The sequence below is a fragment of the Prevotella sp. P5-64 genome, from assembly GCF_002251285.1.
Lineage (GTDB): Bacteria > Bacteroidota > Bacteroidia > Bacteroidales > Bacteroidaceae > Prevotella.
Genome location: NZ_NPJK01000031.1, coordinates 14,920 through 28,114, shown reverse-complemented (window position 1 = coordinate 28,114; position 13,195 = coordinate 14,920). Strand labels below are relative to the sequence as shown.

Annotated in this window: 12 protein-coding genes; all 12 read right to left on the bottom strand. The window is 47.7% G+C overall.

Annotated elements, in window-relative coordinates; all coding sequences use genetic code 11:
- Positions 1–153 precede the first annotated feature (153 nt).
- Complete coding sequence (locus tag CIK87_RS05895; protein ID WP_254046412.1) at positions 154–552, bottom strand: transposase; 399 nt, start codon at positions 550–552, stop codon at positions 154–156.
- 47 nt (positions 553–599) lie between these two features.
- Positions 600–2,198 carry an ABC-F family ATP-binding cassette domain-containing protein gene (locus tag CIK87_RS05890; RefSeq protein ID WP_094386297.1) on the bottom strand — a complete coding sequence of 533 codons (1,599 nt, stop codon included), beginning with the start codon at positions 2,196–2,198 and terminating at the stop codon, positions 600–602.
- 958 nt (positions 2,199–3,156) lie between these two features.
- Positions 3,157–3,795: a DUF6371 domain-containing protein gene (locus CIK87_RS05885; RefSeq protein ID WP_144007714.1), complete on the bottom strand. Its 639-nt coding sequence runs from the start codon at positions 3,793–3,795 to the stop codon at positions 3,157–3,159.
- 46 nt (positions 3,796–3,841) lie between these two features.
- Positions 3,842–5,071: an AAA family ATPase gene (locus tag CIK87_RS05880; protein ID WP_094386293.1), complete on the bottom strand. Its 1,230-nt coding sequence runs from the start codon at positions 5,069–5,071 to the stop codon at positions 3,842–3,844.
- The gene (locus CIK87_RS05875) at positions 5,068–5,445 is read right to left on the bottom strand and encodes a helix-turn-helix domain-containing protein (RefSeq protein WP_094386291.1); all 378 of its coding nucleotides are present in this window, start codon (positions 5,443–5,445) and stop codon (positions 5,068–5,070) included. The genes CIK87_RS05880 and CIK87_RS05875 overlap by 4 nt, the downstream gene beginning before the upstream one ends.
- A 194-nt stretch (positions 5,446–5,639) precedes the next feature.
- On the bottom strand, positions 5,640–6,038 hold the full coding sequence (locus tag CIK87_RS05870; protein ID WP_094386289.1) for a hypothetical protein: 399 nt from the start codon (positions 6,036–6,038) through the stop codon (positions 5,640–5,642).
- Positions 6,035–6,667 (bottom strand): hypothetical protein, encoded by a 633-nt coding sequence (locus CIK87_RS05865; protein WP_094386287.1) that lies wholly within the window; start codon positions 6,665–6,667, stop codon positions 6,035–6,037. Before CIK87_RS05865 ends, CIK87_RS05870 begins: the two co-directional genes overlap by 4 nt.
- A 12-nt stretch (positions 6,668–6,679) precedes the next feature.
- Positions 6,680–7,942 carry a site-specific integrase gene (locus tag CIK87_RS05860; RefSeq protein WP_094386285.1) on the bottom strand — a complete coding sequence of 421 codons (1,263 nt, stop codon included), beginning with the start codon at positions 7,940–7,942 and terminating at the stop codon, positions 6,680–6,682.
- The gene (locus CIK87_RS05855; RefSeq protein ID WP_094386282.1) at positions 7,939–8,502 is read right to left on the bottom strand and encodes a helix-turn-helix domain-containing protein; all 564 of its coding nucleotides are present in this window, start codon (positions 8,500–8,502) and stop codon (positions 7,939–7,941) included. Before CIK87_RS05855 ends, CIK87_RS05860 begins: the two co-directional genes overlap by 4 nt.
- A 209-nt stretch (positions 8,503–8,711) precedes the next feature.
- Positions 8,712–10,628, bottom strand: coding sequence for a molecular chaperone DnaK (gene dnaK, locus CIK87_RS05850; protein ID WP_094386280.1), 1,917 nt, complete (start codon positions 10,626–10,628; stop codon positions 8,712–8,714).
- Positions 10,629–10,916: 288 nt separating this feature from the next.
- The gene (recA, locus tag CIK87_RS05845; protein ID WP_022311312.1) at positions 10,917–11,948 is read right to left on the bottom strand and encodes a recombinase RecA; all 1,032 of its coding nucleotides are present in this window, start codon (positions 11,946–11,948) and stop codon (positions 10,917–10,919) included.
- 16 nt (positions 11,949–11,964) lie between these two features.
- Positions 11,965–13,191: a saccharopine dehydrogenase family protein gene (locus CIK87_RS05840; RefSeq protein ID WP_094386278.1), complete on the bottom strand. Its 1,227-nt coding sequence runs from the start codon at positions 13,189–13,191 to the stop codon at positions 11,965–11,967.
- Positions 13,192–13,195: the final 4 nt, after the last annotated feature.

Genomic DNA, 13,195 nt, shown 5'->3' with positions numbered 1-13,195 from the left:
TCCATTCCCGTTGCTCACTCTACGGAAACCTCATGAGTAAATTATAGATAGCACGCGACTCAGCAGAACCCTTGTCGTTGCGTTATAATGAATGGCATCCAGCCAGACGATTGGATACACCTCGTCGAAGGGACGGTTGCGCCATGCCTTAATCTAATCCCATACCTTATCGGTGATGTTGCTGATAGTCTCCATTGAGATCCTGCTGCCATAGTTCTCCTTTATGAAGTCACTGATCTGCTGCAGGCTTTGACCACTTGCGTAAAGGCTGATAATCTTGTCAGAAAGTCCCTCGGCAAGAATGGTCTGACGCTTCTTTACCGTTTCGGGTTCAAAACGACCGTCGCGGTCGCGAGGTGTCTCTATCTCTACAGGGCCATACTCGGTCTGAAGTTGTTTGCGCATCTTACCATTACGCCGATTACCACTCTCGGGCTTCGTTGCCTCAAGATGGCCCTGCATCTCACCCTCCAGAGCGTCGTTTAGGAAATCTTCTAATACTTGATGGAAGGCACCATCCTTACCAAACAGGGGCTTGCCTGACTTGAACAATAGTTAATTTTATTGTCTTAGTCTATGACACAGTTCAGCTAACATCCTCATTTCAGTTTAATTATTCGCGTTATTCCTACATCCTGAACAAACTGCTCATCATGACTGACAATCAGAAGTGTTCCGGAGTAATTCTTCAAAGTATCAGCCAGAATCTCCATACTTGATATATCTATGTTATTCGTTGGCTCATCCAGAATAATCATATCGGGAACCTTTTCGTAGACCAGCAAGCAGCATAGAGCCAATTTCATTCTCTCGCCTCCACTAAGATTACAGCATTTCTTATCCCACGTATGCACTGGAAATTGAAAACGGTTCAATAGCATTTTCAGCTCATGTTCCGGTTTTTTACCATTGCAGGATTCAAGTTGTTCATATACGGTGATATTGTCATTCAAGAAAGAATACTCTTGATCAAGGTAAAGCGCGTTGAAAGGAATATTCATCTTAATCTTCCCATCCGTAGGATGCAATTCTCCCGTTATAAGCTTAAGCAATGTACTCTTGCCGCAACCGTTGTCTCCCTGAAGCCAAATCCGCTCACAGCTATATATCGACAGATTCAATGGTGAGTTTATCCACATAATGGTCCTGCCGGGATATTGATATGTCACATTTACCAGTTCCAACAATCGTTTGTTTTCGGGAAGTTGTGAATTACCAATCACAACCTGCATCGAAGAATGTTTAGAAATTGATGTCTGCAGGTTATTGACATTCTGTTTCATAGCCTGTAGTCTTTCTTGATATATCTTCTTTAATCTGCTTGTTGATGATTCCGATTTATCTCGCAGGTTTCCCTGAGCAATACGGGCAAGACACTTCTTTGAACTTTGCTTCTCTCCCCTTGAAGCATGTTTTTGTTGTCGTTCCATTACCTTTTGGGCTTCTTTCTCGGCTTTTGCCAATTCCTTCTGTTGATTCTGCACACGGGCTTCAATTGAAGCTATCCTTGCGTCAACAGTTTTTTTGTAATCACTGTAGCACATTGGATAGAACTGTATCCCGGATGGCGACAACTCATATATAGAGGACAATATGTTTAACAAAACCCTGTCATGGCTGACAATTAAAACTGTATCGTTTGTATGGCGAACAAACTCATTCAACAAAGCGCGACCTCTTATATCGAGATGGTTGGTAGGTTCATCCATCAATATAATTGAGGGATGAAAAAAATACATTCCGGCTAAAAACACCTTTGTTTTTTCTCCACCACTGAGATCACCCATAAACATATCGGGGGTCACATACCCTATTTCCCATCGGGCAAATGCTTCTTGCAGTCTCTCTTTAATATCCCACTCATCATTAAGCACAGTGAAGTCATCCATTGAGGCATTCCCTCCTAAAATTGAAGACAGGGCGTTTAACTTATCTGATACGCCTAATGCCTCGGCGACAGTCTTGCTATTGAACTGACCGAAATGCTGGGGTATAATATAAGGAGTTGTACTACATAATACACTACCTGTTGCTGCTGAGGTGTTGCCTGCTATTATTGACAGAAGTGTTGATTTGCCTATGCCATTGTTGCCAACAATGGCACATTTTTCTCCCTCGGAAACGGAAAAACTGATGTTTTGGAAAAGAATGTCTTTATTGGGATGTATATAAGACAAACCATGAACTTTAATGCTCATAATTATTGCAATTACCAAAATGTTAGAAAAACGATATAGATAAATACACTATACTTAATGTGTCGAACCACTTCCGACCATCAACTACTGATATGTGTATAGTTCCGTTTCTTACATGATTGCAATAAATTTTTTGCAAAGGTAATACTTTTATTTGGTATCACCAATTTTTTTCCAGATTATGTGAAAGAGATTCGGCAAATTATGGAATATGTACAACTTGAAGGAATACACATCCATGAGGACGGCTATGCTAAATTCATCGAACTCACGTTACAATAGTACACGCACCCTTCTCTCTTTTATTTACAAAACATCTCATCTTTTCCATGAGCTTGCTCCACATATGCCTTCATTTGCAAGGCTGATTTTTGCGTTAATGTATATTAACGCTAATTAGGCTTAGCGATTTCAAAAAATCGCTGTTGCATAGAAGCAAATTCTCATAAAGAACATCTTTACAAGCAAAGCCGCCAGACAAAAAATATTTTTTACATATTACAAATCATGAAGTTGTACGTTTCTATCTTCGATACGATGAACGTCTTCGATTGTGATAGTTTATTCTTATTGGTTATTGAAGGAAGTAGATATCGAACAGCTATATATGATAGAGCTGTCCCATATAGAGACAGGGGACGACTGGGACATGTGGGACAGTGATGTTGTGACGGAACAGGCTAATCAACTAGAAAAGGCAAGGCCTTGTAATGAACCTTGTCCTTTCTTGATGTAAACTATTCTTCCAACTGATAAGCTTGCTTATCTCGTAGCATCTTCCAAGACTCAGCCCTAAAGCAACCGCCGGTTTGCAAAATCGGTAAGCCTAATTACCGTTAACTTACATTAACGGAATTTTCGCCCTTACAAGAAGGCTCTTGTGGAGCAAGCTCAGGGCGGAATAAAGACCTCTATCTGTAAACAAAAACGACTACACAACCACATTCGTAGCTTGCCTTCAGGAGAAATTTGCCCGTTCTATGAGACTTGCTATCAGCCAATCGCCGATATCTATCTTGGCTCCACGCTCTGTTGCTGAAGACTGGCGTTCGAGCAAATCACACACGATTACGCGTTTAGGTAAGAAGAATCTTCTTGACTTTTCCTTCCATTCGTCATAGGCATCCACATCAGGGAAGATAATCACCGTGCGGTTGCATAGTGCTACCATACGCTCAGGCTTGAAGTTTGCTTTTCCACCGACCGCCACCCAGATATAGTCGGGGAAGACGAGGGAGCCGAGCAAGGCCGTCTTTTCAGATTCCACCAAAGCAACAGCCTTTCCAATGTCATCACTATGAAGCAAGTGTTCACCAAAAAGACACTGTGTAATCGCAAAATTCTCGGGTAACAAGCCTTTTCGCTTCAATCGGGAATGTATCCAATCAACTGCCATGCCTGTCTTGATTCGATGACCGCTATTTGCGTCATAATACATAACCTTTCCCGTCCGGACATTGCCGTTGAAGTCCAGTTGCCAATAGATGATACCTCCATCACGGGTAGAACCGATAAGATAACGACACAATAACCGTTCGAGTTCAGCCGTACAGACGTGGCACTTCTCACGAAGGAAACGGAAGAAATCATTTTCCATGCTCCATGAGCTAACCACATAGTCGAAGGGAAGATAGTGGATCAGATCAGAATGGCACATCGTCACCTCCTTCCGTAACGGAATCAAACATAAGGTTGCCATTAGCGAGACACTCCCGTCTCGATTGCGTCGTTTGCTGTCCCGACTGTCCCTGCTGTCCCATGTCTTTTGTTGGGACAGCTTTATTCGTGCTGTGACAAACCTCCTGTCTGATACGTCCAACAGCTGATTTTGAGATGCCCAGCTCGCGGCTGATATCCCGAACGGTCTGTCCTTCTCCGACACGCTTTTTCACCTCCATTTTCAAATCCTCCCGATTCTGCTCTTTGAGATGATCATGCTCAGGCGAGTCGTGATGGTAGACGAAATGCAGGAGCGCACCATCCTTCTCTATACTGTAAACTCTCACGTTGTCTGCTCCAAATTTGATTCCACAATTACGCACCTTTATCTGCTTAAGATAACGGATGCTGTTGCCCTGGGCACTGGTACCAAGTGCGAAACAACTGTCGATGAAGTTAAACAACTTCTTCGAACCTGCCAAATCGTTCTGCGTGATGATACGGCTCATGTCACGCTTTGGCGTGTGTGCTATAATCAGTATGGAGAAGCCATATTTGTTCTTCAATGCTCTGAGATTTTGAACCAGTTTGGCAGCGTCATCACCTTTCTCCATCTGCATGCACAGGATGGAAATGTTGTCGATAATGATGATGTTGGCCTCACAAGCAACGGCTGCCTTTTCAATATCTCGGATCACAGCATCCTCAAAGGGTATATCGAGATTAGCGAGATTGTCAGGCTCCAGCGACACTCGATACAGCGTTGGCGGGAAATGGTGTAAGTTGCCCTGATTGTCTGTATAGCGTAGTTGAAACTGCTTGTCGGAAAGTTCAAAATCAAAGTAGAGGACCTTATAGCTCTTCGCTATCTCTTCTGCAATCTGCACAGCAAGAATACTCTTACCGGCATTGGAGTCGGCAAAGAGACATCCTATTTCTCCTTCAAACCAAAACGGTCCGAACAACTCCTTTGGGTTGCTCCGCAGACTGGCCTCGCTCATGGCTTGGTTGACACTCTTGATGGACAACACCCCTACATTGGAAGGTATGCCATCAGCATTCTGCTGGACTTTCCCCAACTCGATACCAAGCATCTTCACACGGCTTGATGCTAATGAGTAAGAAGACTCTGCGTTTTCCTTCTTAACTACATACTCTACATAGCGCTTGCTGTCCAAGTCGTAGAGTCCATTGATGCAGTTTCTTAAGTTCATCTCCAACCTCCTTTCTTTGCGACTCCATTTCGCTTGCTACTGATGTAAGACATGGCATCACGCTCCAACTCTTGCACCGACTTATGATGAGTGCTGTCGTTCAACCACTCGTCAATCTCGGCTTTGTTGAAGAGAATACTCTTTCCTCTCTTGTGGAAAGGAATCTTCTTCGCACTCGTCCAGCCATAGATGGTCTGCTCGGCCGGATGGTTGGGCAGATAATCTATCAAAGCGGACACGTTGAACCACTGTGGTTCATCAGCTTTCACGGAAGGCGCCAGTCTGTCCATCTTCTCGTCTAACTCCTTGAGCTTCGCAAGCACATCCACCATCAGCTGGGGTATGTCGTTAAATGTAATCTGGTTTTGCAACATGATTTTATCCTTTTAATTAGTAAATCTCTGTATGCAAAATTAGCAAAGCCCTCGTGTGGCTCTGTGTGGCATTTTGTGGGAATACAAAAATATAGGATGCGACAACTACTTGATAATGAGCAGTTAATACATCCGATATTTGTTAATGTATGTAAGGATTGTGGAAGAATGCCTTTTTTCTGTGGCTTTTGTCCTTATAAGGCCCTCTTTATGGCCTCCTTAATCTGTTCAACGTATATTTTGTTCTTTTCTGAGGCTGTAACACTAAGGAAATCCTTGTGGTGCTTATCATAGTAGTCGACAGTAATACCACATACTTCCAGCACTCCCAAGACCCAATGACGGGCATAATTGGCGGGAGTGATGGTGAGGGATACCGCATAGATCATGTAGCAGATTCTTTGATTCTCACGGGGCAGCGGACACACTACATCTTTAGACACCTGCAAATTCATGAAGTTGACAAAGACACTTCCCGGCATGTCCCGAAACTGGCGACCATTACAAGTTTGATAAATGGCAACGCAAACGCCCAAGTCAACGATGTCTTTCAACTTCGCTGTTTCCTTCAAGAGGAGAATCTCGTTGTTCATGTGCCAACCTCCTTTTCCATTCGCTTAGCATCTGCCATAATCGACTGTGCTATGTGCGCTATCTTATCAATCAAAATTTCCAGGAACTGCATTTCAAAGTAGTACACATGGGCACACTTGTTCATCACTTTCCTGTATATGTCAAATTGTTTTTCTGCCAACTCATGAGCCTTGTAATAATCTTCTCTACTCTGATCGCATTTCTTGTCCAACTGGATGAATTCCGGTGTGTCGAAAGGCATCATACCCAGTCGGTTGCTCTCTGACTGATATTGTTTCCAAAGCTTAGTTGCTGCCTCTTCCACCACTCTCAATTCTTTCAGATTGATGTCATCATGTTTCTTCGCCATACGAATATAATCCACCTGTTTCCAAATTTGAAGGTCCAATGACTTGAAAGAGAAAATGGCATCCAGCAGTTTACCGTTACATTCGATAAGGGCATGTATATTCTCTTGCGCCTGTTTCTCCGCAGCATCAATCAGGTGGTTCGTATATTGGAAATCAGCAAAGAACTCTGCGAGAACCGAAGCATCCTCGAATACGATCTCTTCGGGTGCTTTCTTGGAAGGTATAGTTTTGTTTACCAATAGCAGACGATTGGTTATCTCTTCAATAAGATTTGCCATGTGCGGTAAATTTTATGATTTTGTTAAGTCCAGGTCGATCTTGATTGCATTAGCAGCATCCTCCTTCTTTTTATCGACCACCTTGGTATAAACTTGCGTCGTTCTCACGTTAGTATGTCCAAGCATCTTGCTCACAGTATAGATGTCGGTACCACTGGCCAACTGTAGCGTAGCATAGGTATGGCGAAAACAATGGAAGGTGATATGCTTAGTGATACCGGCCGATTGAATCCACCGTTGCAGTGGCTTAGAAATCCATGAAGGGTCCGGCAACCCCTCAAACACCAGTCGTTTGCCATCCAACCGCTCTCCGCATAGCTGATAAGCCTGAGAGGATATTGGCATGTATTCCACGCCATGCGTCTTACGCTGCGTAAAATCGAGCCGGTAGTGTTCTCCGTCCTCTATCACTTCCTGCCACGTCATCAGTTTTATATCGACATGACGAAGACCGGTTAGAGCAGAGAAAAGGGCTGCCCGCTTGATGACCGGACAGTCGCAAGGTGTCTGTGCAAGGGTGTTGAGCTCCCCAATGGTAAGATGTTCGCGCCGACTTTCCTCTTCGGGAATACCCTTCACCTTAGCAGAAAGGTCCACGGTGAGGTATCCGTCCACAAAAGCCTGCTTCAGTCCTGCCTTGAAGATGGCAAAATAGGTGGAAGCCGTGTTTTGTGATATAGTCCCCGACTTATTGCCTCCCTTGGGAGCATACAGTACGAAGAACTTGAAGTTCTCTATCATGCTCAGGTCAATATCCCTGAAGAGTATCGTATCGCCATTGGCATAAATCTTCAGTAGCTCATAGACACGTCCCCAGTTGATGATTATCGAATCGGAACTGTTTCTATGCCTCTTCTCCGATACCTGCTTAAAGTAAGGGATAAAGTTTTGCATCGACCGCTCGTTTTGTGCTGCCTGCTCAGCCTCGTTGTCCGTATAGAGTGCGGCATTGTCGTATTCACGTTGCCTCAAGGCTCTCACCTTGTCGGCATAGCGGCACGCTTCATTATCCATATCCGAGCGGCATACAATGACTCCGTTGATGTCCCGCTTGGGCTTGTACGACACAGAGCCGTCGGCTTTAGGCCGTGATGGTCGACTCTTATCCCATACCGGGGTAGTAACGGTACGGTTCAGCGCCTCTTTGTGCCGTGACGGCTTAGCGCCAGGATAGGCAAACACTGGGTAGCTCTCAATGATGAGATACCATTCTTCACGATACTCCGATTTACGGAGCTTTACAGTACACTTGGTGTTGGGGAGTGGTTTCTTCATGACTTCACAACATCTTTATAAAGGTGATCAATATCTTCTTTGGGCGCATAGACGAAGTTGCCTATCTGCCTTGTTGGTATGGAATATTTTCGAATATGGGCATAGACCGTACTGTCGTCTATACCATAAGTCTTGGAGATTTCGCCAATGGTGTAGCAGTCTTCTGGCTCAAGGTGATAGGACTTAGGCAATGCTCTACTTCTGTCAATAGGTTCTGCGCGAAGCGGAAACATTTCGCTCAACTTACTTTTGCTGATTCTTGTAAGTCGCTGCCCAATATTGATGGCAGGAACGTTTCCCTTCCTTATCAACCGATAAATGGTATCTCTACTGATGCCAAACATGGCTACCGCTTCGTGGACAGAGATATAATCTCTGGCCTCGGATATATTCTCCACGATGTCATTCAGCTGGCTCATCCTCTTCTTGGCGGCCTCTCTTTGGTCATAGGCCCTTTGAGAGCATCGTCGAGAGCAGTACTTCGAATCAAGTGTCTTTGCGATGAATGTATTACCGCAATACTGGCACTTCCGTTTAATCTCAAACTTAGCAGATGGCATGTTGTACCGTTTTAAGTGGGATTATGTATGTATAAGTATGGATAAGTCGCACCTTGTCAGAAATTAGGTCGCGTTCCAAATATGGTACAAATATAAGATAAAAATCGGAAGAAATCGGTAATTATACAAAGATTAACCAAAATAAAAATGGGTGTAACTCATTGAGCTACACCCATTTCATTATTTATCGTTATTGATAGTTGTCAATATTACTTCACCTCCTCGAAGTCGGCATCCTGGATGTTGTCAGAGCTGTTGGACTGCTGGTCACCTGCCTGCTGGCCGCCGTTGAATCCGGCACCGGCACCGGGCTGTGCGCCGCCTGCCTGACCGTACATCTGTGCGCTGGCTGCCTGCATCACCTGGTTGAGGTTGTTGATGGCCGAGTCGATAGCTGCCACATCGCCTGCCTTGTGGGCATCCTTGAGCTGCTGCAGGGCGGCCTCTATGCCGGGTTTCTGGTCGGCAGGAATCTTGTCGCCATTGTCCTTCAGGAAGTTCTCGGTGGTGAAGATCATCGAGTCTGCCTGGTTCAGCTTGTCCACGCGCTCACGTTCTGCCTTGTCGGCTGCTGCATTGGCCTCTGCCTCTGCCTTCATGCGGTCGATTTCCTCTTGGCTCAGGCCGCTCGAAGCCTCGATACGGATGGCCTGCTCCTTGCCAGTGGCCTTGTCCTTGGCCGACACGTTGAGGATACCATTGGCGTCGATATCGAAAGTCACCTCGATCTGGGGCACGCCACGACGGGCGGGGGCGATGCCTTCGAGATTGAACTGGCCGATGCTCTTGTTTTGTGCGGCCATCGGACGTTCACCCTGCAGTACATGGATGGTAACAGCCGTCTGGTTGTCTACAGCGGTAGAGAATGTCTCGCTCTTCTTGCAAGGTATGGTGGTATTGGCCTCGATGAGCTTGGTCATCACGCCACCCATGGTCTCGATACCGAGTGTCAGCGGAGTCACGTCGAGCAATACGATGTTGCCCACACCACTTTCCTTGTTGAGGATGGCACCCTGGATGGCTGCACCGATGGCTACCACCTCGTCGGGGTTGACACCCTTGCTGGGCTCCTTGCCGAAGTAGTTCTTCACCAGCGTCTGAACGGCGGGGATACGGCTCGAACCGCCCACGAGTATTACCTCGTCGATGTCTGACGTGTTGAGCTTGGCATCGCGAATAGCGTTCTGGCAGGGTACGAGACAAGCCTGAATCAGGTTGTGGGCCAACTGCTCAAACTGCGAGCGGGTGAGGGTCTTAACCAAGTGCTTGGGCACACCGCCCTCGGCGCTGATGTAAGGCAGGTTGATTTCGGTTGAGGTAGAGCTTGACAACTCTATCTTAGCCTTCTCGGCAGCTTCCTTCAGACGCTGCATAGCCATAGGATCCTTGGTCAGGTCGATGCCTTCGTCGGCCTTGAAGCCGTTGGCAAGCCAGTCGATGATAACCTGGTCGAAGTCATCACCACCGAGGTGGGTATCACCGTTGGTAGAGAGTACCTCGAACACGCCGCCACCGAACTCCAGAATGGAGATATCGAATGTACCGCCACCGAGGTCGAATACGGCAATCTTCATATCCTTGTTGGCCTTGTCTACACCGTAAGCCAGAGCGGCTGCGGTAGGCTCGTTGACGATACGCTGTACGTTAAGACCAGCTATCTGGCCAGCCTCCTTGGTAGCCTGACGCTGAGAGTCAGAGAAGTATGCAGGAACGGTGATTACGGCGTCGGTAACCTCCTGGCCCAGATAGTCTTCGGCAGTCTTCTTCATCTTCTGCAGGATGATGGCCGAAATCTCCTGAGGAGTATACTTGCGGCCTTCGATATCTACACGAGGATAACCGTTCTCGTTGACTACGTTGAAAGGCACACGCTCAGCCTCTTTCTGGCTCTGTGCATAGGTCTCACCCATGAAACGCTTGATAGAGAATACCGTATTGGTAGGGTTGGTGATGGCCTGACGCTTGGCGGGGTCGCCCACCTTACGCTCGCCGTCCTTGACGAAACCTACTACCGAAGGAGTTGTGCGCTTGCCTTCGCTGTTGGTGATAACTACAGGCTCTGAGCCTTCGAATACAGATACACAAGAGTTTGTTGTACCTAAGTCGATTCCAATAATCTTTCCCATAATTGTATATTTTTTATTTTTATTCTACGTTATTATTTTTACAACCATCTTAATACAAAAGGTGTGCCAAGAGACGACTTGCGCACCAAATATCTGCCAAATATGTCAGTTGTGTCATTCCCGCGATGGCCATTTCTGCCAAAAGTGTGACAGTCGCCAGCCTCGCCCTTGCCACAGATGCGCCGCCCAGGGGTATATATAATATAAAGGTACGTGCGCGCACGCGCGCAATGGCATAAAAAAAGCCCTCCCTGTTCAGGGGAGAGCTTACTTATGGTCTATGCGGTCTTAGTCTTTCTTCTCTTCGATAGCCTGCTTGATGAGGGCTTCGAGTTCATCACACAGTTCGGGGTTGTCGCGCAGCAGCGCCTTGGTGGCGTCGCGGCCCTGGGCGAGCTTGGCACCATTGTAGGAGAACCAGCTGCCACTCTTCTGGATGATGTCATACTCTACGCCGAGGTCCAGGATTTCTCCGGTCTTGGAGATGCCTTCGCCAAACATGATTTCAAACTCGGCCTTGCGGAAGGGAGGTGCCACCTTGTTCTTGACAATCTTCACGCGGGTCTCGTTGCCTATCACGGTGTCGCCATCCTTGATGGCCGAGCCCTTGCGGATGTCCAGACGCACCGAGGCATAAAACTTCAGCGCGTTGCCGCCGGTGGTGGTCTCGGGGTTGCCAAACATCACGCCGATTTTCTCTCTCAACTGGTTGATGAAGATACAGGTGGTGTTGGTCTTTGAGATGGTGGCGGTGAGCTTGCGCAGCGCCTGACTCATGAGGCGTGCCTGCAGACCTACCTTGTTGTCGCCCATGCTGCCCTCGATTTCCGACTTGGGCGTAAGAGCTGCCACCGAGTCGATTACCACGATGTCTACCGCAGCCGAACTGATGAGCTGGTCGGCTATCTGCAGTGCCTGCTCGCCGTTGTCGGGCTGCGAAATCCACAGATTGTCGACATCCACACCCAGCTTGGCTGCATAGAAGCGGTCGAAGGCGTGTTCGGCGTCGATGAAGGCAGCTATGCCGCCCTGCTTCTGTGCTTCGGCGATGGCATGGATGGCGAGTGTGGTCTTACCCGACGACTCGGGACCATAGATTTCGATGATGCGGCCCTTGGGGTAGCCGCCCACGCCCAGTGCGATGTCGAGCGTGATGGAGCCGGTGGGAATCACCTCTACGTTCTCGATGTTCTGGTCGCCCAGTTTCATGATAGAGCCTTTGCCAAAGTCCTTCTCTATCTTGGCCATGGCAGCCTGGAGCGCCTTGAGTTTGCCCTCCTGTGCCAGCTGCATTTCCTCGTTTGTTTCTTTCTTTGCCATAATGATTATTCAGGTTTTAGAGTTCCAGGTCACCGTCAAACACCTCGTTCCATGGCAGTCCCTGCTTGTTGAGCTGCTCCATGAATGGGTCTGGGTCGAAGTCTTCCACGTTCCACACGCCGGGCTTGCGCCAGAGTCCCTTGAAGAACATCATGGCACCAATCATGGCGGGCACGCCGGTGGTGTAGCTTACTCCCTGCATGCCAGTCTCCTTGTAGGCTTCCTGGTGTTTGCAGTTGTTGTATACATAGTATGTGCGCTCCTTGCCGTCCTTGATACCACGTATGCGGCAGCCGATAGAGGTCTCGCCGTCGTAGTTCTCGCCCAGGTCCTGAGGATTGGGCAGCACAGCCTTGAGGAACTGCAGGGGCACTATCTTCACCTTCACGTTCTTGCCCGAGCCGTCGGCGAGCGGAGCCTCGTATTCGATTTCGTCGATACGCGACATGCCGAGGTTCTGGATGCAGTCGAGATAGGTGAGATACTGCTGGCCGAAGGTCATCCAGAAGCGTGCCTGCTTGATGGTGGGATAGTTCTTGACCAGGCTCTCCAGCTCTTCGTGGTGCATCAGATAGCTCTCACGGGGACCTACATTGGGATAGGTGATGGGCTGGTGTACGGCCAGGGGTTCGGTCTCGAGCCACTCGCCGTCCTTATAGTAGAGACCCTTCTGGGTAATCTCACGAATGTTGATTTCGGGGTTGAAGTTGGTGGCAAAAGCCTTGTGGTGATTGCCGGCGTTGCAGTCTACGATGTCCAGATAGTGTATCTCGTCAAAGTAGTGCTTGGCAGCATAGGCGGTATAGATGCCGCTCACACCGGGGTCGAAACCACAACCGAGGATGGCGGTGAGGCCTGCCTGCTCAAACTTCTCCTTGTAAGCCCACTGCCAGCTGTACTCGAAGTGAGCCTCGTCCTTGGGCTCATAGTTGGCGGTGTCCAGGTAGTTGCAGCCACAAGCCAGACAGGCCTCCATGATGGTGAGGTCCTGATAGGGAAGGGCCAGGTTGATTACCAGCTCGGGCTTGAAGTCGTTGAAGAGAGCCTTCAGCTGCTCCACATCATCAGCATCCACCTGTGCTGTCTTGATATTGGGATTACCTATAGCCTTGACTATCTTGTCACACTTTTCCTTGCGACGGCTGGCAATCATGAAATCAGTAAACACGTCGGCATTCTGGTTGATCTTGAATGCCGCTACCGTTGCGACGCCTCCGGCGCCAATCATCAATACTCTGCTCATTTCA